Source organism: Paraburkholderia lebeckiae (assembly GCF_014201005.1).
In the GTDB taxonomy this organism is placed as follows: Bacteria; Pseudomonadota; Gammaproteobacteria; order Burkholderiales; family Burkholderiaceae; genus Paraburkholderia; species Paraburkholderia tuberum.
In genome coordinates this window covers 211,960-234,447 of sequence record NZ_JACHDK010000001.1, presented here as the reverse complement: position 1 = coordinate 234,447, position 22,488 = coordinate 211,960, and the positions used below count along the sequence as shown (strand labels likewise).

Here is a 22,488-nt window from a genome sequence, read left to right as displayed (position 1 = left end):
CCGCTCCATTGTGCCGGCGGCCAAGGCTGTCCCACGGGCTCGCCGCCCGGTTCATTCAAACAACGCTTCGATGTCCAATCCGTCCGCCATCTCCACACGCATGAGCGCGCCCGAATTGCGCGCGACCGTATCGCTTGCCGCCATCTTCGCGCTGCGCATGCTGGGTCTCTTCATGATCATGCCGGTGTTCTCGATCTACGCGAAGACCATTCCCGGCGGCGAAAACGTGCTGCTCGTCGGCATCGCGCTCGGCGCGTACGGCGTCACGCAGTCGATGCTCTACATCTTCTATGGCTGGATCTCCGACAAGGTCGGCCGCAAGCCGGTGATCGCGACGGGCCTGCTGATCTTCGCGATCGGCAGCTTCGTCGCGGCGGCCGCGCACGACATGACGTGGATCATCGTCGGCCGGGTGATTCAGGGGATGGGTGCGGTGTCGTCGGCGGTAATCGCGTTCATCGCCGATCTGACCTCGGAGGAACATCGCACGAAGGCGATGGCGATGGTCGGCGGCAGCATCGGCGTGTCGTTCGCGGTCGCGATCGTCGGCGCGCCGATCGTGTTCCACTGGCTCGGCATGAGCGGGCTTTTCACGCTGGTCGGCGTGTTCTCGATTCTCGCGATCGGCGTCGTGATATGGGTCGTGCCCGATGCGCCGAAGCCGGTGCATGTGCGCGCGCCGTTCGCCGAAGTGCTGCACAACTTCGAGTTGCTGCGTTTGAATTTCGGCGTGCTCGTGCTGCACGCCACGCAAACCGCGCTGTTCCTCGTCGTGCCGCGCATTCTCGAAGCGGGCGGGCTGCCGGTCGCTTCACACTGGAAGGTGTATCTGCCGGTGATGGGGCTGTCGTTCGTGATGATGGTGCCGGCGATCATCGCCGCCGAGAAGCGCGGCAAGATGAAGATCGTGCTGCTGTCGGCGATCGCTCTTATCCTGATCGGCCAGTTGTTATTGGGCGTTGCTCCGCATACGATTCTGAGTGTGGCGGCGATCCTGTTCGTGTACTTTCTCGGCTTCAATATTCTCGAGGCCTCGCAGCCTTCGTTGGTGTCGAAGCTCGCGCCCGGTACCCGCAAGGGAGCCGCGGCTGGCGTGTACAACACCACGCAGTCGATCGGTCTTGCGCTCGGCGGAATGGTCGGCGGCTGGCTGCTGAAGGTGAACGGCCAGAGCGCGGTTTTCTTCGCCTGCTCCGGGCTGGTATTTTGCTGGCTTATAATCGCCGCAAAGATGAAACAGCCGCCGCGCAAGGCATAACACAGCGTACTCGGGGCACCTCCCGAATCAACCAGAACTCACCCGGCGGCGGGCAGAGGCGCTCTTCTGGTCTCGGGCCTGCCGGCCGCGAGACGCGAACCGCGTAGTGCCGCGCCGCCTGCAACAGGAATCAACAGGAGAAATTCATGGCATCCGTGAACAAGGTCATTCTGGTCGGCAACCTCGGCGCCGATCCGGAAGTCCGCTATCTTCCGAGCGGCGACGCAGTGGCGAACATCCGCCTTGCGACGACGGACCGCTACAAGGACAAGGCGTCGGGCGAGATGAAGGAAGCCACCGAGTGGCACCGCGTCGCGTTCTTCGGCCGCCTCGCGGAAATCGTGGCGGAATATCTGAAGAAGGGCTCGTCGGTGTACCTCGAAGGGCGCATCCGCACGCGCAAGTGGCAGGCGCAGGACGGCACCGATCGTTACTCGACCGAGATCGTCGCGGAGCAGATGCAGATGCTCGGCGGCCGCGGCGGCGCGTCGATGGGTGGCGGCGATGAAGGCGGTTATAGCCGTGGCGAGCCGTCGGAGCGTAGCGGCGGCGGTGGTGGTCGCGCGATGTCGTCGGGTGGCGGTTCGCGTGGCGGTAGCGGCGGTGGCGGTGGCGGTGCGAGCCGTCCGAGCGCGCCGGCCGGCGGCGGCTTCGACGAGATGGATGACGATATTCCATTTTAAAACACACTAAGACACTTTTTTGTTGGTAAAAGCCCGTTTTCGCTGATGAGAACGGGTTTTTTCATTACCAACATCTTTTTTCAAGCCTTTCTTGGAAAGAACTTAACTAATACTTGCCAGAAGTGTTGGTCTCATCCGGCTAAAAGGGACGTTTGGCGACGGTCTGCCTGTGCCTGACAACGGTTGGGGCGAGCGCCAACAACTGACTACAGAGCGGAAATACTTGTTCGCGGGGGTTGACTAGTAAACTTCCAATTGGGCAAGCCGGCGACGCCGGCGCGTCAGACGTCGAGTGTGTGCAACTCTGGTACCGCCCGTAGGGCGGCTGTCCACACCCTTGTGGTGTGGGCAGCAGAGTTGTGCACATGGGGAAGTTGCACTGCAACCCGCGAAAGGATGGTTTTCAGATGAAGCCGCGCTTTTTCGGAATTACCGGTTTATCGTAACTTTCGTTCGAGCTCAGCCACGAACTGGCCAGCCGGAATGCCCAAAGCCTCACACCAGCTACATAGTTCGATAACGTCCAGCCGGCGCTCTCCGCGTTCGCACTTGCTGATGAATGTCTGCGTTGCCTCAAGGCGCACTGCGACGTCTTCTTGCGTAAGGCCCGCGTCTTCTCTAGCTCCTCAAAGCGGCTTAACGAACAAAGCGTAATGACCGAGTAGATGGCGAGCCGGCGAAGCCGGTGCGTCAGACCTTCGAGTGTGCACAACTCTGGCAGAGTTGTGCACACGGGGATTCGCGAACAGAGTGCTAACTAGATTCGAACGAAGTTGGGTGTTCCGACCTGAATCCCTTTTGGCGCATTCCACGCGCGAGTGGCACATGCGCAAGCATCCCAATGGACAATGAATGTGCAGTCCTCTTCCATGGACAAAAACGTCGTGGTGTAGCAGGAAAGAGGTTTATGTCCAAGTGCACTTATGCAATTACCAGATGGGTGTGCGGACCCTCGGCCTTGACCGCTAGCTGGCGTCGAAAACAGTCACAACTTGAATCGCGAGCCACGAAAGGGCAAAGCGAGTAGGGAAATGACGGACATCGGTGCGAGAGCGCAAGAATCGCCCGAAGTAAACATTGCGCTTTCCGCCGGTCAGCCTTCCCCTGGCTGCGGGCGGACCTTGTTCTTTCTACCCAGCTTCACCGGAACGGGGACGTCCTCCCGTTCAGCCAGCAGCTCGAACTCGTCCACGCCGAGAGCCTGAGCCAATGACACGAGCGTATCGAGCGTGACGCTGCGTCGCCCAAGCTCAAGCTGGCCGATGTGTGTGCGATGAATGCCAGCGCGGTCCGCAAGACTCTCTTGGGACAGACCTCGTTGCCCGCGGAAGAATCGCAGATTCCTCGCAAGGCGCTCACGAAATGAAGCTTGGCGCGACGTGATGTTTTCTGCCATATGGGGCAGGAGCATTACCCATCGCAGGTCCGAAATCTACAGCGTATAAAGTGGCACTTTATAAAGTGCCACTCTTTACAGTTCATATTCATACATCTACACTTCGGGCAATCCTCAGTTTGCGGGCGGCTCTCTTCTGTCGTTCGCGGCTGAGATGTTCATTCCGTATGCCGCGCCAGCGTCGAATATCGATGTCGCGCGTCGGCAGCAAACTTCACTTTCACAATCGCTGACCGCGAGGGACTTGCTCGTCCTGTCGCAGGTAGACGACGGAGGATTCTTAGTGACTGCTCCTCGAGCACAGCGTCGCACACGGTCGGTTGAGAACTCGCCAGCGGTGCGCCGACAGGTCAAATTGGTTGAACCGGTGGACACCGAACTTCACCCCCAGCCCCGCTTGTGGATGCTGAACGCCTGGCAAAACGACCTGTTCTCGCGGTTCCCACTCTTCTTTCGGGCGGTGCATCACCCCGACTCATACCCTGCGAACATCTCGCACTTTGGCATTCAGTGCGGAGTCGGCTGGTATCCAATCATCGAGGCACTCGCGCGCGACGTTGAGTTTGAGCTACGAACACTATGGCGCGAGCAACTCCAATTTCCGGAGAAGCTCGCTGCGCTGGATAGCGCGCTGGTATCCGGCCGAGCCACCTACCCGCTACTTCCCATCTGCACGGATATTGAGCAAGTCCTCGGCAAGTTCGTAATTGCCCTGCTGCCTGGGAAAATGTGTCCGACAGATGTCTGGGGACGCATTCGCAAGTATGTGGAAATCGCCGAAGCGAGTGCGCTGTGCATCTGCGAAAGCTGCGGGAAACGGGGGACTTTTCGCGAAAGCTATTGGCGTAGAGTTTATTGCGACGACTGCATCGCGCCAGAGGTCCGCCGGGCGCAAGTGGCCGCGCCCACATGAACGGGTCAAGCATGCAGACCAACATCCTCCCGCCCTCCAGCGTCCCAGACGACTTTCCGCGCGACGACTCACCCAGTGTCGTCGCCGGGGCGCAGCCGAAGGTCTGCGTCGTTCTGTCCGCGGGCAAATACGTTGCCGGACAAACCGACGTCGAGCGCCAAGAGCGCTGGACCATTTGCGAGGACCTAGCTCACCAACTCCTCCCGAAAGCGGAAAAGGATGGTGAAACTCATCCCGAACACAGCAACGATGTCACGCTCGAGCGGATGTGCGCCGCGGTCGCTCGAAAGGGTTGGGTGTCCCACTCGGAGCTGACTTGGCTCATCTCTCGCATTCAAGCCCTGTTGAACTGGTAACCCTCTCTGGGACTCGGCTACCTATTTCGTCGCCCAATCCAGCACCATGCCTTTAACGACATCCACACCCAACTCGCCGCTCACCCCGCTCGCCGTAGACCTCCGCACACTCGGCCATTTGGTTCGCAGTTGCAGACTGCGATGCGAACTCAACCTGCTAGACGCCGCTGACTATCTCTACGTCGATGTCGCCGAATTGAGCGGCATCGAAGATGGATTGTCCGTTCGAACTGAGGTCCTGTTTAAGGTGTTCGCCGGTTTCGGACTTGAGATGCTCGTTATGAAGCGGGACGACGCTAGCGACGCACTCGCGGCAGTCGGCCATACCGTCAATTGGAATGAAGTGATGGAGCGGCGTTTTCCTAGGCGAGAGCAGCCGAAGCCTGTGCCATTAATCATGGACAACACGACGCCGACGCTTTTCGTCGACTTCGACGGTACGCTTCACATCGGCAATGCGTACATTGGCGGGGACGATAAGATTACCCTCGACTCCGGGCGCCCGCTGCTTGAATTCGCGCCCCTGCTCATCGAACTGCTTGAGCCATATCCCGATGTTGAGATTGTGCTCACGACGTCATGGGCTCGTCGCTTGCCAGAGGAACACGTCATCGCCTACCTACCGCCCGAACTGCGGACTCGCGTCGTCGGCACGACCCGCGATATCAAGCCACGGCGCAGCTACGTGCTGGACGGCACCGAGCGCACAGACGTCATCCGCAGCTATGCATATGGCAAGCGCCTGAAGCACTGGCTCGCCATCGACGACGCGGTGTTCGGTGCTGAGCGGTTCGGCCGTGAACCCGGAGAACTCGTAGAGCACTTTCTTTTACTCGACTCGCGCAGTGGAATCAACAACGGCCATGCGCTCTCGCGCATCGCAAAGTGGCTGACCGAAGTACACGCCGCGCGAGACGGCTGACCGAACGGCACAATTGCCTGCTTCCTTGCAGATATACGCTCCCCCGAGCACTGCCGACGCTGACCTGTGAGCGACCACATGAAATACTACCGGCGTTTTGGCGAATGACTCTGCCGCTTTGCTTCATCTCAAGAGAACATCGACCGCGTAGCGAAGTGGCTCGGCTGGACCGTTGCCGTCGTCGTTACCTTTTTTCTCGCAACTGTGCTCTTCGTCACATTGGTGCACAGATGGTAGAGCGCAAATCTAGGCGGCAAAAAGTGGCCGCGTCGGCGTGGGAGGGTCGCCGAAATCCGAGAAACCAAGAATGGAGGTTGCCGCCGATGACAACAGCATACGAGCGCACCAAGGCAGTCATCGAAACGCGTGAGCTGTTGCAAGTGCTCGCCACCGGCACCGCCTCGCCCGGCGCCATTCGGCAAGCTGCACTGCAACTCCTCCGGCACTATCCGCTAGACGTTGACCTAGAGGTATCGGCTGCGGCTCTTCCTGGAATATGGGCGCCCCCAAAATGATAGCCATCAGCGATGCAGAATGCAGGCTACATAAATGATGCGCACCGTGAACGAAATCTTGACCTTCACTCTTGAAAATCCGGCGCTGTTGTACGTACCGGCATGCGGGTTCGTACTCGCCTTGGTTGTGTTGCGCATCAAGAAGCGACATTTGAACGAAGGGGGCTTGTTCAGACGCTCGCCTGCTTTGCCGCGCGACCATCGCATTTCAATTACAGTGGAAAAGGATGAGATGCCTTCAGAAAACCACATCGAGCTTGAGATTGCTCTTCGAAAAATTCACGAACTGGCTATGGCAGACGGTGACTTGGGCTATGCGTACTGGTACAAAGTCGGTCAGCTTCTACAGAGAGCAGCTGGCATGCAAGCGGAAATAGATTCGCTAAGTAGAGAGTTGGAACGGTGTCGCGCAATGCGCGCCAAGACCGAATGAGGCGAAGGCGACACCATGGCAACCAGCGCGCAGGCCTGCGAATCGGCCAGCGTCCCCGCCGGCTGGCGAATTGAGTTGGATTTTGCTCGAACCAAGACCACTCCTTCGAGCAGTCGATGCCATTCGAGTCTACTACTGTTGCTGCCGACGCCAGCTTGACCCGCTTGCCGAAGTTCGGCTGGACCGCCAGTGACAACCGCGAATCGTTGCTGCTGAAACCTTTTCCAATTGGCAGGCATGGTCAGTCCGCCGTCGGCATGTGGGTCGATACTGTGTCGGCGTCGCCTCTCGCTCATCGCTTCGTCAGTACGGCCGCGGTCAATCCGCGTGGCTATCTTGGCTAGGTCCGCTCGTGCTGCATGCGCGACGGCAGAACGCCAACCTCGTTACCGGCGTTACCCGGCTACCGTGACATTCGCACGGACGGTCGTCATCCTCTTGCGGCCGCAAAGCGACCTGCCTGCACGCCTTCTGAAGTGCAGGCGACACCGAACCCTGACGACGCTCTATTAGTAGATAATCAGAGATGATGCCTTGTCCTGTCGCGGCGGCCTCAGGGTTACCCATACAGCCTCCCAATTGATATGGAGACGAAGATGTTAAGGCATGTTGACCTTCTCCGGACGTTTACCCGACCGAGCGAGCAGTCGGAGGAGGATGACGATTGGACAACGTACCTTGACGCCAAGCATGGCAAGCTGACTTGGTCTGACCTGCACGAAAAGCGCGTTGTGGTCGTCGTAGGCGAAGCCGGCATCGGAAAGACGACCGAATTCAAAGACGAAACGGAGCGCCTGAGAACACAGGGCAAGGTTGCCTTCTTCGTCGAACTCAGTCAATTGGCAGTGAGCGACTCGTGGGAGCTAGCACTTGGCCAGTCTGATTCTGCGTTTGAAGCGTGGCAGCAGTCGACCGAGGTCGGCTACTTTTTTCTGGACGCCGTCGACGAAGCGCGCCTGACCAGCCACGTCGCACTAAAGAAAGCGCTTCGGCTAGTTCACGCAAACTTGCGGCTGTACTTCTCCCGTGTGCGCGTCGCCGTTTCCAGCAGGTGGACGGACTGGTCAATTGACGACGTGCAGACGGCAGTCAAAGAATTACTGGTCGAACCTATCGACCGGGCTTGCCGCAAGCCTGGGCTCGAAGCCTCTGAAGTGCCTCAAGGCCATGCAGTGCCTCTTTCCTTCGACGAGCCGCGCACGTACGAACCCTCACAAACATTTGTCGCATCGCTCGCGCCGCTGTCAATTCAGGAGGCGCAGAAACTGGCTCGCGCATGGGGTGTTCCGGACGAAAAAAAATTCTGGTCCGCTATCAGCAATGGCGACTATGAACATCTGGCAACCCGTCCGCTAGACCTGAACTGGATGGTAGAGGTATGGAAGGGAAAACGTAGCCTTGGCACTTATCGGGAACTTATCGAAGGCAGTGTTGCAAACCGGTTGCAAGAAACAAACCCCAGTTACCATGCGTCGGGGGCAGTCCTTTCGCCTGCACAACTTCGCGAGGGGGCCGAACTCTTGGCGGCTGCAACAGAGCTGTCCGGTCGCGCCTACATCTCGTGCGAAACATCAGCACTCGTCCGCGAGAGCGAGGTTGCGCCTCATGAGGTGCTGGCTGAATGGCGCGACGTGGAGGTCACGCGATTGCTCGCGTCCGCATTGTTCGATGAAGCGACGTTTGCTCGTGTGAAGTTCCATCACCGGACCACTCGGGCATATCTCGCTGCCTGCTGGGTAGATGGAGAGCTCCAGGCGGGAGTGCCACTGCATCGCATTCTGGAGTTATTCGTTGCCAAGCCTTTTGGCGAACCTGTATTGATTCCATCGCGGCGTTGGGCGCTTTGCTGGCTGGCAGCAATCAATGCGAAGGCCCGTGAGTGGGTCGTCGGACACTTTCCGGAGATGCTTCTTTTTGATGGCGACCCGGAATCGTGGGATACATTGTCAGCGGATGCCGCTTTTGCAAGCTATGTGCAGCGACGCAATGAGGGATATCGGCCCGACTGGTATAACGACGCCGCAGAGTTTATGCGGGTCGGCAAACGACTTTCGCGCGGCCTCGTCACAAGCTACCTGTCCGACGCGGAATTGCCAACCACCGTAAAAGTCTCGCTCTTGCCCATCGTCGTGCATGCGCGCCTGACGGAATGCGCGACTGCAGTTTTCAATCTTTTCTCAGACTCCAATGCTTCTTCGCGCGAGCAATTGCTGGCACTGGATGCGCTCGCGGCCATAGCAACGCCTGAGCAGCGCATGGCCATCAAGACTAAGCTGTTGTCAGCTTTGTTTCCTTCGAACGCGCTTATCGCGGCGGCGCTTACAGCCGCAGGCGCCGAGTCGCTCACCGCCACAGAGCTAACCCAGACTTTTACGATGACTGGCTCCGAGGATGAGTACGGCCACGGACCGATGGCGTCGGCCATTAGCCAAGACCTGCTTCCAACTCCTACTGTACAGTCTGCGAATGCACTTCTGGAAGCGGTCGTCGCAAGCTTGCCTGTGCAGAACGACGCTACCGAATTTAACAAGTATCACGGCCCCAAACCGCCCCGCGCATGGATACTGGATGTTCTCCCCGCATGCCTCGAACGACTGCTGTCAGTTCTCGACATCGCGACCGAAAAATACCCTGCAGCTTGTCTGGAAGCTGCTGTTTGCATTGAGGTGTTGCGCAACACCTGGTACTCCGACCATGACTTAAAAGGCATTCACGACCAGATTGCTGGCCATCCAAGCCTGCGCTGGCAGCTCGCTACGACCTTCATGCAATCGTCGCGAATCTCGCATCTGAACACTCGAATGTGCTGGTCTAGCTGCCTTGTCAATTTCAACGCCGCAGACCTCCCTAGATTGACTTTGCTTGCAAACGACGAGCACTTGCCGCCTGCGGAGCGAGAGTTCTGGTTCGAGATTGCGAAGGACGTGGCGATGGGCCATCTCGCACGCCATGCGAGAAAAGTTGGGCTCGCCGCTCTCGCAGTAGGCCCCGACCGTGCAGCGCGCGAGAAGCGGATTGCCGCAGACCTGGCAGCAAGGGCAGCCGCCCAGAGGCAGCAACGTCAATGGAAAGCAGAGCATCGAAAACGCGAACGCGAGAGGCTCGCCCAACAAGATACGTATAAAGAGCAAGTCAACACCGAAATTGTTCACGTTCGTGATGCAAGCCACATGGGAACGTTGTGCTGGCTCGTTCAGTATTCTTATGACCACGCTGGTCGCAACGACATCTTCCGTGTTGATTACGGAGTGATTGCTCGCGACCTGGGCGCAGACGTTGCCGAGGCGTTCGCCACTGGTTTAATGAGTGTGTGGCGCAGCTTCGAACCGCCCAGCCCCGCTGATTACGCGAATGGCACTGTCCCTTGGGAAGTGATTCTGGCACTGGCCGGTTTCTATACTGCCCTGAAGGAGGGACAGGATATCGAAGCGTTCAGTCAGGGCGATGCCGTCCGGGCCGCTCGTCTTGCTGTCTGGGAACTCAAGCGGCCACCTGACTGGTTTGACCATTTGGTAGCTGGCAATGGGCCTGCAGTGGAAGAAGCTTTGCATTCGTGGATTGCAAGCGAAGCCCATCAGGAACAAACGACGAGCCATACGCGGCGAACGCTCGACCTCGCCCTTCATTGCCGCGGTTCCGTTCGCGCCAGGCTGCTGCAGCCGCTGGTTCCGGCCGTGTTGAGCCGGCAAATCGCGTCGCCAGCGACCATCAAGGAACTGTTTGACGCGCTTCGCGAAGACGGCCTCGTCCTGCCGGACACGGTCGAAGAGTTCTGCAGAGTGCTACTGGTCGAATCCAGGAAGCTCGATGGACTGCTCGGCGACCCACATTGGCTACGGGTCTGGCTCGAGCAAAACCCTCATCGCGCCTGGACGTGGTTCGAGGACAATCTTGCTACTGACGACGCAACCGCCAAGACGCAGGTGAAGCGGTTCGTTGAAGCGCTGTCTGATTTCAAATGGATTCGGATGCCTGCGGACGATTCCACAGCCGACGTGCTGATGCGACTTCACGCACTGGTCTCAAAACACCGCTCCGCGGCGGATGCTGCTTCGGAGAGCGCGAAGGATGATTGGTTTGCCCCTTCCATGACCCGGACGCTAGAGACGATACCCGGAATTCTTGTCCGCACTCCGGGAGTTGCCGCACATCAGGCGCTATTGAAGCTCGTTTCAACCGAAACGGAACCAGTAGCAAAGACATGGCTTAAGGGGCGCGTGCAAGAACACGCGGCTCTCGAAGTGTCCCTTGCGTCTCGCTTTGATGCCGACGATTTGTATTCGCTTGGGACACCGTTGCACCGCGAACCTCGAAGCGAGCGCGAACTTTTTGAACAAGTGCTTTCCCGGTTGGAGGAGGTGCGGATTGGCGTAGAACAGGGGCCATTCAGCGACAGAGGCCTGTTCTACGTTCGCATGCGGGAGAAGTTGCTGCAGCTTTGGCTTGCCGCTCGTTTTCGCGAGACGCCGAATCGACGGTTTAGCGTTCATCGCGAAGAAGAGGTCGATGATGACAAGGCGACCGACATACAATTGAGTGCGCGTAGCTGGAACGTCTGCATTGAGATTAAGCCTGTTGACCATCGACGAGGCTATTCTGCTGCGTCGTTGACCAGCACAATCCGCGACCAGCTGGTTGGGCAGTACCTGAAAGGGTTCAACAGCAGTCACGGAATTCTGGTGCTCTTCCGACTCGACAATAAAGGTTGGAACATTCCAGGAGTTGGCAAGGGACAATCATTTCAAGCGTTGGTTGAGTACCTGCAGGGACAGGCGCGACTCATCAAGGAAGAGCAACCGCACGTTCAGGAATTGATTGTATTCGCCATCGATTGCATACCTCCTAGTCCTGCTGTCGAGGGTGGCATTCCGGCTTCAAGGCGTGCGACAAAGAAGGCCTCGACAAATCCGGCGACTGCCATCAAGCCGGCTATCGGCGATACGAAGGGGGCCGCCGTAAAAAGTGCGGCGAGACCGTCGTCGTCGAAGAAGTCTGCCGCAGCGAAGAAGGGGCTTGGCCGGAATGCGCTGGATACCGAGGACGTTGCTGCGGAAACCGAGGTCACATTGGCGCCGACTGTACCGGGTGCGACGTAACGCGGTCGTGACGGGAAATCTTAATCACTTGGTAGGTTGCTGCCGACGCCAGCTTGACCGGGATGCCGACGTTCGGCTGGACCTCCTGAGCGAGTCGCAAGCCGTAGGCGCTGGAGACCTGTTTCCAATTGCCGGCCATGGTCAACCCGACATCGACATGTGGGTCAGGCTGACGTCGGCGTCAACATTCCGAACCCATATATCGGCACTTATAGTTAGACCGTGGTTGCCTTAGGGGTAAGCTTTCGATTCAGGACAGGCATCTTTGACGGGGGACAGCAAGATGAATACCGCTTCAGATTTGACTTGTGACCCGCATGGGCAAACGCCAGAGTCATTGCGGGCGCTGGCCGAGCATCTCGAACTCTCGCTGGATAAGGGGAAGTGCGTCGTCATGATGCGCGACGGTTCAGACGTCTGTTCTGTCTACATCGGCGACCCAGCCGGCGAGGAGAACGATTTGACTCGTCATGGGACCATTTCGGCGGCGGTGGCCGACGAGATACTTGAGTTGACTCAGCCCGGTACAAACCAGATAACAGTCGGCGACCAGTCGTACCGATTTTTTCGAAGCTTCACGCACATCGCCGATGTTGGAGCAGTGATATTCGCCCCGGCATAGGCTGCCGCGGACTGACGTCAACCAGGTGCTAGCCGTGGTTATCGACCCAGGCACGCGCCCAGTCCAACCCCGCAAGCTGCGCTTCTTCCTCGGTATCAAAAACGCCGAGCACTCCAGAGGCTTCAACCATCTTTGTGTCGCGGGTGATGGTCCCGCTGCCTGCGTATCGCTCAGGCGAAAGGATGTCTTCCTGCTGGAGTATGGCGTGACCGAAGATGCGGTATCCCTTGTAGCTTCCCGATTCCATCAGCGCACGACCTCAACATGCGAGTCGTGGGCATCAACGCGCAGCTCGTTCCCCTCGGGTGTTATCAGACGGGGGATTCCCGATACGTCAGGAGTAACGCGTCGCGTACCCGCGCTTCATCAGACTGAGTGACGCCTGATGCGAAGCGCGGGTGCAGTTCACTGTCCGGTTTTCGCCGGACTCATGGCGTCATCGGGCGACATCGGGCGCATATCGGTTTCGTGCGCGTCCATTTTTTGCGTTGCGTGTCCCGGCATCGCATCCAGCGGACTCGTGACGGGGTCCCCGTGGTACGTCATTCCTGCCGTTGCTGCACCGTGAGCGCCGCCGCTGCCATTGCCACCGTTGCCGTTTCCGCCAGCCTGCGCAAGCGTAGCGGCACATACGCAGAGTGACGCGACAGCGACACGCGCGACCAGAGTCTTCATCGTCAACTTTTCCATGGTGTTTCTCCCGTGATATCGGCTCATGCGTTAGCCGCGCCGAAGTCTCAAATACCGCTAAACATTGAGTGCTTGCGTAGCGGCGAGCGCATGCAGCGACTCCCATCTGAACGGGGCAAACATGCCCTGCGTCCAGATGCGAGGTATGTGTGTAAGTCGTGGTTCGACACCAAAAATGACAGGGCCGCACTAAATTCAGACCCGTGACGTTGCGCGCCTGCCCTTTACTTCGGCATCAGAACCTTCGACCACCATGATGACGCCGTTGCTCTGCGTCACGTCGTAAGTTGATATGTCGGCGGTATGGCCGCCGGCATCCATGACTACGATGTTGTGCGGACCATTCTCGGTGAACGTCAGCGGCTCCCCATTGACCGTTTTCAGTTCCGCCTTGCCACCACCTGCCTTGATAGCCGCGTCGAGCTTACGGAAGTCGTAGCGACCGGGAATGACGTGGTAGGTCAGGATGCTTGTCAGCATCGCCTTGTTTTCAGGCTTGACGAGCGTGTCGACTGTGCCAGCTGGCAATGCAGCAAACGCATCGTTTGTTGGTGCGAACACCGTGAATGGCCCTGCGCTCTTCAAGGTATCGACGAGACCAGCTGCTTTGACCGCTGCGACGAGCGTGGTGTGGTCAGCCGAGTTGACCGCGTTGTCCACGATGTCCTTGCTCGGATACATGGCTTGACCGCCGACCATGACTGTGTCGCTGGCGGCGAAGGCACCTGAAACAGCTGCCGACAATGTGACAGCTACGAACATAGTCTTGTAATTCATCATGTACTCCCCCTGAGTTACCACGCGTGGTTGCGCGGTCTTGAGCTCATATACGGGGATTACTCGCGCCTGGATTCAAAAACGGACTGCATCGCGACGATGTAGGCTGATGCGGCCCTGTTGAACGACGAGCTGCGGGATTGTGCTCTCCGACAATCCGAAATGCACCACATGCCAGCATCGGCCACAGAAGTGTTACGGCGCATACCGCTGAGCTTCCCCTGCTGCAACCGTCGTGTTCGAGGCAGGAGGGGGCTGTCGCATGTCACAGTCGAAGTGCAACCTTCACAGGCGGTGACCTGAGTCATCGCAGTCAAGTCCCCGTGCATTGACGCGTGTGCTTTCAATGGCAAGACCCAACTGTGCGTCGGGTGTTTTCAAGTGCTGGATGAAATTCGCGGGTGGAAGAAGATGGCCGACCACCGGCGCCATCAGGTGATTAACGAGCGCACGAGGCGACAGGCCAAAGTGCAGCGGGAGCCCTTGGGGTTGCCGGCGGAGCCTTCGTTTGCGGCCATTTGAATCGAAGCCGCAGGGGCGGCCGCCACCATTTCGCGAATAACACGGGGCCGCGATATCAAGCGTTGCACCTGTCTTGGACAAATTTGCGCGCCACTGGGTCTGTCCGAAGTTGGTCGGCATACCAAGCGAATTCAGTGGCGAAGGGCGATTGTTCGACAAGTGTCGCCATCTCATCCGCGTCCCAGACATAGAGGAAGAACGTTTTAAGCTGAAGCTCTCTATACGGACGTGCCCTATCCAAAAAGTGCTCTAGCCCGCTTGCCACTTGGAGACAAAACGCTCGGAATGCATTGATTGCATCGATATCACGGGAGTCGCGTCCGACGTGAGACAGGCCATAGAGAAGGGGGAATAGGTTGTCACTTTCAATAACGCTACCAGACATAATCGATTCTTCTGCCCGCTTGCGCCAAGAAGCAACGCAAGTTGACAAGATTTGTGCGTCATCGATGTACATGGGGGCATTTTCAATCCTGTACCCGTCAACAAGTCGAATCTCCCCGTGGCGCGTGCCGGCAGTCACGAGAAAATCCAATCCGTACGTAAGAGGAACGCTGTTGACGAATTCGACGGCGATAGAGAATATCTGAGCCCCGCCCCGTTGAATGCAATTCGCGGCCAGGGTGGCGACGGCGCGACTAAATTCGCGCGTAGATGATGTGTGAAGTCCTTCCTCTGTGCACGACCGAATGAGCTCTCGGACGACTCCTGTGCAGTCGACGGATTTGGCAGTGTCGATATAGGCAGTCATGTGATTGACCATCTCAGTCGCTCTTGCATAATCCAGGTCGTTTAGCATGTCTCCAAGCTGGCTTGGCTCAGCTAGCATTTCGTGGATATCTGCGACTTCCTGGACGCCGGTCACTGAGGTCAAAGTGAAGAATCGAATGAGCCGAGACAGTTCAGATATACGGAGATGGCTACGGAGCGGCGAATTCGAACCGGTGCCGTTCGTAATTGGGAAGAGGAACTTGAGCGCAGCCGTCGCAACCGCCTTGTCAGCATTGTCTGGCGGCAAGTGCGCCTGCCACGCTGTTCGCCTCTCTTCTTTCGTGTTCGAAAAATACATTGACCAATCAGTGGAGCTGGCCTCTTCCTCCACTGACCAGAAGAACCCCGTGAACTGCTCGGGGTTCTGGACTACCGCGTCGCGGATTCCTGGAAATCGTTGGAAGAGCGCTTCGGCCACGATGACGTCTGACGCGTTGACTTCGTGGGTTGTGCTGGTCAGGCTAAGCGTGAGGCGATTCATGAGCCTCACGATATCCCGCGGATACCGACAGAGGCTGCACGTCAGCGTGGTGGCCCGCCCCAGCAGCTCGGATTCGAAGGGCTCGAGTTCGCGATGGATACGCTTCAGCAGGCTGGCAAGCTCGCCGGAAATGTGAGACTGCAACTGCCACGGAAATGCAGGTGAGATGGGATACGCAACCTGCACGATTTTTTCGATGTAGGCGTTGCCCCCTGCGACCGGGCCACCGCCAAGACTTTCGCTAACTACGTTTCGGTCGTACGCGAGTAAATAAGCGACGCGTGGGAAGTCCGCGACTGCCTTGATTGTGCGGAACACTGCCTTGATTTCATCAGGCGTCAAGCGGTCAAGGTCGTCTACAATGACGACAATGCTGCGGTCAAGCTTGGCGAGCGCTTTGATAACCTCTCTTTTTCGTTCACTTAGCCCAGCTTTGACGGATACGAGCTTCTCAGCTTCTTCGACTATCTTCTTCGCGTTATCCGCATTCTCACCGGCCTTGTTCGCCAATTTACCTGCTTCGTGAAGCGCGGTACCGACAGTATCCGCAGCAACTCCCACGAGACTTACCCCGGGAACGTATTTGAGATATTTCAGGTGGCGTAGTAGCCCAGCGTATCCCAGTATTTTTCCTGCTGCGTCCAGCGATTTCTTCGCGCGCTTCTTGCCTGCGTTCATCCCGATGCCGGAAGCGAGCTCGGTCAAAAGGGCTTCAACCAGCGCGTCCGCACCTGCGAGCATCCATGGGTTGAACTCGACGACGATTGGTGCTCCGTCAGCAGCCGTCTTGAGCGATTCGATGATATAACGCACCACGGTTGTTTTACCTGAACCCCACGGCCCTTCAACACCTATGACAACGCCGGGACTCTTCGGCGGTAGCACCAGTAGGCGACCAAGTTGCTCCGCAAAAGGCTTCCGACTGTAGAGGTCATTTGTAACTTGCGGCTGGTCATGCTGGAACATGGCGGGTTCGGCGGTAGGCATTTGCGCAACTTCCACGGAGAGGTTTTTGTGTGAAGAACCGTGATGCTAACGTCATTTCATCGCCCCATGTACAGACACGAAGTTGAACAGGGCTGGAAGGTTGGTAACCTGCGGAAGGAGAAAAAGACGAGAACGTGGATTCGGAATTCCGCACGACCAGCGCATGGCATCCTGGTCGCCTTACTTTGGTCGCAGTGGTCGACACCGGCCGAACCAGATTCACTGTTCTTTGCCGCCGTACGGACCAGTCACAGCCGGAGGAGCTGCCACTGGCCTTGACCGCTGTATCATCCCCGTTGAGTCTACTGACTGCGTTTAAGCGTGACGAATCGACTCAACCTCGACCTACGGGCGCGAGCCGAACTGCTTGCCAATCTTGTTTCGTCGCACCTGCTCGCGAAACAATTGACGGGTCACTGGCTTTCGCCCGACCACGTCGTGGAGTCCACGACCTTGTGGTTAAACACAAATGGCGGGGGCGCTGATGTCATGCAGCGGGTCATGCTGTCGAGTCGCGCCCTGGAACTGGCCCGACAGTTGGAGGTGGCACCGCTATCCGCTTTTTCGCGACAGACGTTTACCATGCTGTTTTGTGAGAACTTGAGGTTGGACTTCCGGTCGGAAACAGCGCGGACCATCTACCAGCACTGCTTGACCTACCTTGTTGGTACGCGGTGGTCTTAACGGGTCGGGATGCCTGCCGATGAGCGTCTACCTGATTTGTCTTTGCGCGATATTGCCGGGCTAGCAGCTGGCGAGTAAGGAAGCCGCATTGGGCGCCCTGGCTCGATTGCAAAGTCTGCCGCCTTCGCCAGGCGGTCGAGCACAATGGCGAACTCCGGATGGTGCGAGTAGAGCCAAGGTGTAACCACCTCGTTCCGCGTCCAGCCCCGAACATAACTGGCGGCAAGCGCCAGATGAAACAGGTCATCGTCGTAATGCGAGCGCAGCTCTGCCGCTTCGAGTTGCATCTGAATGAGCTTCCGTTCCATCCTGGCCAGTCGGGCTGCGCAATCGGGGTGAGACTGTCGCCCCCGCGCATCATCGACCCATCTCACTTGATGGCGTCGCTGCCAGTAGGGGCTGAGCGAAATCTCCGCAGAGATTGTCGACTGCAACCATAGTCCGCGCAGTGGCAACCTGACGCGCCGGAGCCATCCTTGCGAGCGCTGCGACGGTCCGCTTCGGAAGCGTTTGCCCGACGAACAGCTCGAACGCCTCCGCACAAATTTCTGGCGGTCGTTCGCACCCGGCTTGAGCCGCGTTTGAACGACGTATGAATCTCGCAGGTCGGCTTTGCGTCATTAGCGCCGCTCCACGAGCCGTTGATGAAGGAGCTTCGGTATCGAGGTGAACCCCTCGGCGCGTAACAGCGCCACGAAGGCAGGGTCCGACAGCAGCTCCAGCAGGGCCTTTGTCGCCAGAGCCATCTCACCGCGCGTCGCCTGCATATGTCTGATTGCATTTCGCTGGCGCGCACGCTCTAGCTTGAGAACGTCTTTGGCCTTTTCCTCTGGTGTCGCTTTTCTACCGGCACGACAACGTTCAGGTTGGGGCCCTGCAGGTTTTGATTCGTCATTCTGCCGGTGCAGGTTTCGCTCAATTCCAGAGGGACTGATGCCTGGTCGGCGCGGGCGCATCAAGGGACGCTCCTGCAGGAAGTCATGCTTACCAAGGTTTCCAAGGGACCGCTCTCAGCGATGTCAAGCAATGGCATCAGATTTGAATGCTGATAGGCCTTGAAATGTGCCAGGCCGTGCCGGTGGATTACCGTGTATGCCCCGGGAACGAGGCTTCCACGCGGGAAAATGTGAAAATCAAGCAGCTCCGAACTCGCTCGCTCTATGCGGCCATATATAAGGAAATCGATGGGGAAACAGTCTGGCCAACGTGCGACCCAGTAAGGCACTTGACCGCCGATAAGCCAAGGGCTGCGAACGACAAGCTTCAATCTCAACGAGCCATCGATACATATCGCATCCGTGTGCTTTTCGTACCGCACCTCGTGGCCCAGACTTTGCAAAAACATCGATGGTTACATCAGCGACCCGCTTTTCCATGCGGCGCTCGACAGAGCGGTTTTCCGAGCGAGCGGGGTCCAGATTCGGTGCGTAGCCTATTGCCCTGTATGCGTCATTCAGGCTTCCAAACTCATGCATTACCTGCTCGACGGACGGCGCGCTACGGTAATGCCTTAGCGTCGCCTGACTGAGCTTGCCGGCTCGTTTGATGACTTTGTGCAGACCGTCGGTAACCTCGTCCCTCGTGGGTCTACGCCGGGCTCTCTCCATTTTCTGCTGAACGGCGGTGAAGATGCGCTTGTCGACGACCGGCTCAAACGCTCCCGGGACACGAATCCAATCCTTCTCTGGAACGCGCTCCCACGGACCGGCCAGTTTGGAGGTGGTGCGACTGTAGACATTCGTGCCGATGTACATTTCGTTGCGGAGGATGTTCAGAATGTTTCGGCCCTGCCAAGGACGCCCGAGGCCATTGCAAATTCCGAAATCATTCAGGCGCCGTGCTATTGCGGCTGCGGTGACTGGTTGCGTCGCGTACCACTCGTAGATTTTCCGAACCACCGCCGCTTCGCTACCGGCCGCCGGGGCGATGATGACGCGGTCAGTCTGAATATTTTTGTACTCGTACCTGTCAAGGGAGTGCCGGACGTTGCTGTCTGCGTCGAGAAGGATGCGGCGTAATCCGTAGCCGGGTGGGCCACCCGTATGAAAACCACGTTCGACGTTGAGGCAGTGCCCCAGGAAAACCTTGCCGGACATCTCACGACTGAACTCTGCGGCCATCGCCCGCTTCAACGCCTTTAGCACTGACGTCGCCGGACTTCCGTCGTTCTCAAAAGGTTCGGCAACATATACAACATCGACCCCGGCACGCCGGCAGGCATATTCATAGAATGCAGCTTCGTCAACGTCCTGAAATCTTCCCCAGCGGCTAACGTCATACACAAGCACAGTGGTGAACCTGCGTTTCGGACTATCAACGTCTAGTAGTAGTTGAATAAGTGCCGGACGCTCCCGCAAGGTCAAGCCACTTATGCCAGCGTCTTCGTACACACTGACGATACGGATGTGATGGGCAAGTGCATAGGCTGCGATAGCCTGTCTCTGGAAAACGGGAGAGTATTCCTGATGGTCCGTCGACATCCGTATGTACTGCGCGGCACGGACAGGCACAGGTGGACTTGCTCGTCGACTCCGTGCGGAAGGCATTTGACATGTCCGGTTGCAGCACAGGTGAGTGATAGTGTTTCTGCCGAGGAAGTCAAGGAGAGTCGTGTCACAGCGTTGCAAGCTGGAGTCCGCAAGGTAGCGGTCGAGGCCGCAGCATGTCGTTCGGCCGGGCTTAAGTCGCGGGCAAGTCAGGGAATGGCAAGTTGGCTTTTCACCGTTCTGCGAATTCCCTGCGACCACTGTTCGGTGCAAGTCGAGCCGTCATTGGTACGCTCCCCAATCTCAACTGACGCATCCTTCGCTGGGTAGCGCAGTTGCCTTCGTGTCATGATGACCACTTGGGAAATAGCCAAGCACTTACTCGCCGCTCATCCCATATTATCGAGGGTTGTAAGAAAAACTGACTAACAGGCGCATGCGAGGCAGGACGAGGTCGGTAATAATGTTGCACGGAGGTAAACAATGGATGAAGTAGACGACTGCGATATCGGGGCCTGGCTTGCATCGCGACCCACGCTGACGGAAGAGCGAAACCATCCCAATCATTGGTTCAACCGTGGAGCGGACTTGCACGCATCTGCCGGGGCATTGTGGTACGCGATGCAGCATGACGAACAGAAAAAAATCGCGCGGGAACTGGGCTTCGGGCGTGGGTATAGCCTGGGTGTAGCTTGTTGGCCGGTATATCACATGATGTGTGGCCTGGCACTTGAAGTCATCATGAAGGCCGTGTTGGTGCAGCGGAGTAGTCATGTTGAGAAGACCCACAGTCTGGTCAAACTTGTCGAACTACTGCGGCTTACCAAAAGCGCCGATGAGTTGTCGATGCTCAGATACTATGAGCAAGCCGTAGTATGGGCTGGAAGATATCCAGTGCCAACGCGCTGTACGGACGAGAAGCTGAAAGAGTACTGGTCGCTTGCCGGTGACGTTCTCACCTCACCTGTGAAAATGTCCTCGGACTCTACCATCGAGATTCGCACAGGCAATGGTGCCTCGGATTGGGAGAGATTCTCAGCGATGTGGTCGGAGATAGCCTCACTTTTTAAGCACACTTGACGGGTAATGTATTCGTATCCATGCCCTTTCTGACGGCAGCTTCAACTCGCGAGGTCGGCGTTGTCTTTGTTCCTACGCCATTCTCGCCGCGGTCGGCACTTCAGAAAACCACCGGTCGACGAATCATCCCTCGCTCCGAAGTGAATTTTGGTCGACTACCAATTGGATTAACTGGGGAATTACTCTATGCCATGGGACACAGAGCGACACGTGTACGAAGCATTGACACGCTGGAACTACTTCCCTAATCAGAAGGCCCCTGTGGGTGAGCTTCCGCCGTCTATTTCGACGCGAAGGTTTACGCCTGAGATAGCAGAGCTTGTTGCCTCGGTGGAGGAAGCACAACCGCGAAGGCGGAGCGGCTACGACCACGCTGAGTACTCCATGACACGGCACGACAACATCCCGCGCCGGCTCGCGCTGGTCCACCCACGCCCATATGCGCGGCTGGCGAAAGCAATGTTTTCTCACTGGAACGAAATTGGTCCCTTGGTTGACAGCGAAAACAGTGCGATAAAGCCGGATACGCACTTCGATGGGCGCATTTTCATCATGAACTACGAGGACGCTCAGACGAAGGCATCTATGGCGATGTCCGCTGGTTTTTCGAAGCGGTTCCGGGTAGAGACAGACGTAGCAAGTTGCTTCAATAGTATCTACTCGCATTCCATTCCGTGGGCTGTCGTGGGCGTTGAGCAGGCGAAAGCTCAAGCTCGAGGCATGGCGGACAGGCACTGGTCGGATGAAATTGACGCGCTACAACGAGCGGCCCGGCGTAACGAGACGAACGGTGTTGCAATCGGGCCAGCAACCTCTAGCATTATTGTGGAACTGGTGCTCGGGCGCGTCGACGCGAATTTGCGAGCCAAGGGCTTCAGGTTTCGGCGATACATTGATGATTACATCGCCTTTTGCGCGACGCACGAGAACGCGCAACTTTTTCTTCGCGAACTCAGTGAGGAACTCGCTGCATTCAAGCTGCATTTAAACCTGCAGAAGACGAATGTCGCTGAACTGCCCGAACCCGTCAGCGACACTTGGGTGATTGCGCTCGGAACCGCGCTTGGGGCGCGCATCACCCGCAATTCGGATGGCGTCGACATTGTCCATATTAGCGATGCCATTCAGTATCTAGACTTTGCTACTAGGCTCAACAAAGACACTCGAGACGGCAGCGTGCTGAAGTACGCAGTAGGGTCTCTACTTCCTTACCTCCGAGATGGTGCGGTCTTTGGAATCATGGAGTATCTCCTCAGTCTGTGTTGGCACTATCCAGTCCTGTTACCGTATCTTGAGGTCGTGGCCGGACGCGAGCGCCATCTTCTTGAACCATACGGCGCTGAGCTCAATGCAATTGTTATCGAAAATGCGCGAAATCGGCGCTCAGATGGTATGGCGTGGCCGCTGCACCTGATGCGAGTGTTGGAACTCGAGGTCTCTCAGGATGCGGTGACCTCTGTACTTGAATCCGGCGATTGCGTTGCGCTGACGTTGTTGTACAAGACTCGTCAGGTTGACGGAAGAATTATTGACTTTGGCCGACGAATCGCGCAACAGGAGCCGTACGAGCGTGACCAGCAATGGCTGCTTTTGTATCAGATGTACATCGGCGGTTCGATTGACGAGCTCGCCGACCGGGCTACATTCGACATCCTCAGGGCGCATAACGTCGATTTTGTCCCTGATGGAACTGAACGAACAGAAGCAGAACTTTACTGTGGTTACTTGGACAACCCCTTCCGGGAGCCAGAGGAAAGGGTGCTTGATTTCGCCGAGTGGATGACCGCTCGTAACAATGCAGGCACCCAGCTGTAGG

Annotated in this window: 19 protein-coding genes and 2 pseudogenes; 13 read left to right on the top strand and 8 right to left on the bottom strand. The window is 57.5% G+C overall.

The window, feature by feature from the left end:
* The first annotated feature begins 70 nt into the window (after positions 1 to 70).
* Both HDG39_RS01005 and HDG39_RS01000 read left to right on the top strand, forming a co-directional pair.
* Entirely contained in the window at positions 71 to 1,258 is a 1,188-nt protein-coding gene (locus HDG39_RS01005) for an MFS transporter (protein ID WP_184002523.1), read from the top strand.
* Positions 1,259 to 1,404: 146 nt separating this feature from the next.
* Positions 1,405 to 1,941, top strand: a complete 537-nt coding sequence (locus HDG39_RS01000) for a single-stranded DNA-binding protein (RefSeq protein ID WP_184002521.1) — start codon at positions 1,405 to 1,407, stop codon at positions 1,939 to 1,941.
* Between the two features lie 437 nt (positions 1,942 to 2,378).
* On the opposite strand, the pseudogene HDG39_RS34820 reads toward HDG39_RS01000, so the two are convergent.
* Positions 2,379 to 2,552, bottom strand: a pseudogene (locus HDG39_RS34820) (helix-turn-helix domain-containing protein); the annotation flags it as partial.
* 482 nt (positions 2,553 to 3,034) lie between these two features.
* Positions 3,035 to 3,352: a helix-turn-helix domain-containing protein gene (locus tag HDG39_RS00990; RefSeq protein WP_260327473.1), complete on the bottom strand. Its 318-nt coding sequence runs from the start codon at positions 3,350 to 3,352 to the stop codon at positions 3,035 to 3,037.
* A 139-nt stretch (positions 3,353 to 3,491) separates the two neighbouring features.
* On the opposite strand from HDG39_RS00990, the gene HDG39_RS34815 reads away from it, so the two are divergent.
* From HDG39_RS34815 to HDG39_RS00955, 8 genes are all read left to right on the top strand, one after another.
* Positions 3,492 to 4,250 (top strand): hypothetical protein, encoded by a 759-nt coding sequence (locus HDG39_RS34815; RefSeq protein WP_184003239.1) that lies wholly within the window; start codon positions 3,492 to 3,494, stop codon positions 4,248 to 4,250.
* Positions 4,251 to 4,261: 11 nt separating this feature from the next.
* Entirely contained in the window at positions 4,262 to 4,606 is a 345-nt protein-coding gene (locus tag HDG39_RS34560) for a hypothetical protein (RefSeq protein WP_221305570.1), read from the top strand.
* Between the two features lie 46 nt (positions 4,607 to 4,652).
* Positions 4,653 to 5,528, top strand: a complete 876-nt coding sequence (locus HDG39_RS00975) for an HAD domain-containing protein (protein WP_260327472.1) — start codon at positions 4,653 to 4,655, stop codon at positions 5,526 to 5,528.
* Positions 5,529 to 5,632: 104 nt separating this feature from the next.
* On the top strand, positions 5,633 to 6,043 hold the full coding sequence (locus HDG39_RS35560; protein WP_311664631.1) for a BPSL0761 family protein: 411 nt from the start codon (positions 5,633 to 5,635) through the stop codon (positions 6,041 to 6,043).
* Between the two features lie 34 nt (positions 6,044 to 6,077).
* Complete coding sequence (locus HDG39_RS34810; RefSeq protein WP_260327471.1) at positions 6,078 to 6,476, top strand: hypothetical protein; 399 nt, start codon at positions 6,078 to 6,080, stop codon at positions 6,474 to 6,476.
* 116 nt (positions 6,477 to 6,592) lie between these two features.
* A complete protein-coding gene (locus HDG39_RS00965) occupies positions 6,593 to 6,820 on the top strand; it encodes a hypothetical protein (RefSeq protein ID WP_184002519.1) in 228 nt (75 codons plus the stop codon).
* Between the two features lie 252 nt (positions 6,821 to 7,072).
* A complete protein-coding gene (locus tag HDG39_RS00960; RefSeq protein ID WP_184002517.1) occupies positions 7,073 to 11,572 on the top strand; it encodes an NACHT domain-containing protein in 4,500 nt (1,499 codons plus the stop codon).
* A 283-nt stretch (positions 11,573 to 11,855) separates the two neighbouring features.
* The gene (locus HDG39_RS00955) at positions 11,856 to 12,194 is read left to right on the top strand and encodes a hypothetical protein (protein ID WP_184002515.1); all 339 of its coding nucleotides are present in this window, start codon (positions 11,856 to 11,858) and stop codon (positions 12,192 to 12,194) included.
* Positions 12,195 to 12,222: 28 nt separating this feature from the next.
* Here the strand turns inward: HDG39_RS00955 and HDG39_RS00950 are convergent, their stop codons facing one another.
* From HDG39_RS00950 to HDG39_RS00940, 3 genes and pseudogenes are all read right to left on the bottom strand, one after another.
* The gene (locus tag HDG39_RS00950; protein WP_184002513.1) at positions 12,223 to 12,441 is read right to left on the bottom strand and encodes a hypothetical protein; all 219 of its coding nucleotides are present in this window, start codon (positions 12,439 to 12,441) and stop codon (positions 12,223 to 12,225) included.
* Positions 12,442 to 12,599: 158 nt separating this feature from the next.
* Positions 12,600 to 12,884, bottom strand: a complete 285-nt coding sequence (locus HDG39_RS00945; RefSeq protein ID WP_260327470.1) for a hypothetical protein — start codon at positions 12,882 to 12,884, stop codon at positions 12,600 to 12,602.
* 224 nt (positions 12,885 to 13,108) lie between these two features.
* Positions 13,109 to 13,646: pseudogene (locus HDG39_RS00940) on the bottom strand (fasciclin domain-containing protein).
* 321 nt (positions 13,647 to 13,967) lie between these two features.
* Between HDG39_RS00940 and HDG39_RS00935 the strand changes: the two are divergent.
* Positions 13,968 to 14,183, top strand: a complete 216-nt coding sequence (locus tag HDG39_RS00935) for a DUF1289 domain-containing protein (protein WP_184003193.1) — start codon at positions 13,968 to 13,970, stop codon at positions 14,181 to 14,183.
* A 55-nt stretch (positions 14,184 to 14,238) separates the two neighbouring features.
* Here the strand turns inward: HDG39_RS00935 and HDG39_RS00930 are convergent, their stop codons facing one another.
* The 3 genes from HDG39_RS00930 to HDG39_RS00920 all read right to left on the bottom strand — a co-directional run bounded on the left by HDG39_RS00930 (position 14,239) and on the right by HDG39_RS00920 (position 19,586).
* Positions 14,239 to 16,422 (bottom strand): KAP family P-loop NTPase fold protein, encoded by a 2,184-nt coding sequence (locus HDG39_RS00930; RefSeq protein ID WP_184002511.1) that lies wholly within the window; start codon positions 16,420 to 16,422, stop codon positions 14,239 to 14,241.
* Between the two features lie 680 nt (positions 16,423 to 17,102).
* Positions 17,103 to 17,414, bottom strand: a complete 312-nt coding sequence (locus HDG39_RS00925; RefSeq protein ID WP_184002509.1) for a hypothetical protein — start codon at positions 17,412 to 17,414, stop codon at positions 17,103 to 17,105.
* Positions 17,415 to 18,239: 825 nt separating this feature from the next.
* Entirely contained in the window at positions 18,240 to 19,586 is a 1,347-nt protein-coding gene (locus tag HDG39_RS00920; protein ID WP_260327469.1) for a recombinase family protein, read from the bottom strand.
* Between the two features lie 489 nt (positions 19,587 to 20,075).
* On the opposite strand from HDG39_RS00920, the gene HDG39_RS00915 reads away from it, so the two are divergent.
* Both HDG39_RS00915 and drt4 read left to right on the top strand, forming a co-directional pair.
* Positions 20,076 to 20,672, top strand: a complete 597-nt coding sequence (locus HDG39_RS00915) for a HEPN domain-containing protein (protein ID WP_184002507.1) — start codon at positions 20,076 to 20,078, stop codon at positions 20,670 to 20,672.
* Between the two features lie 210 nt (positions 20,673 to 20,882).
* A complete protein-coding gene (gene drt4 / locus HDG39_RS00910; RefSeq protein WP_184002505.1) occupies positions 20,883 to 22,487 on the top strand; it encodes an antiviral reverse transcriptase Drt4 in 1,605 nt (534 codons plus the stop codon).
* Position 22,488 lies beyond the last annotated feature (1 nt).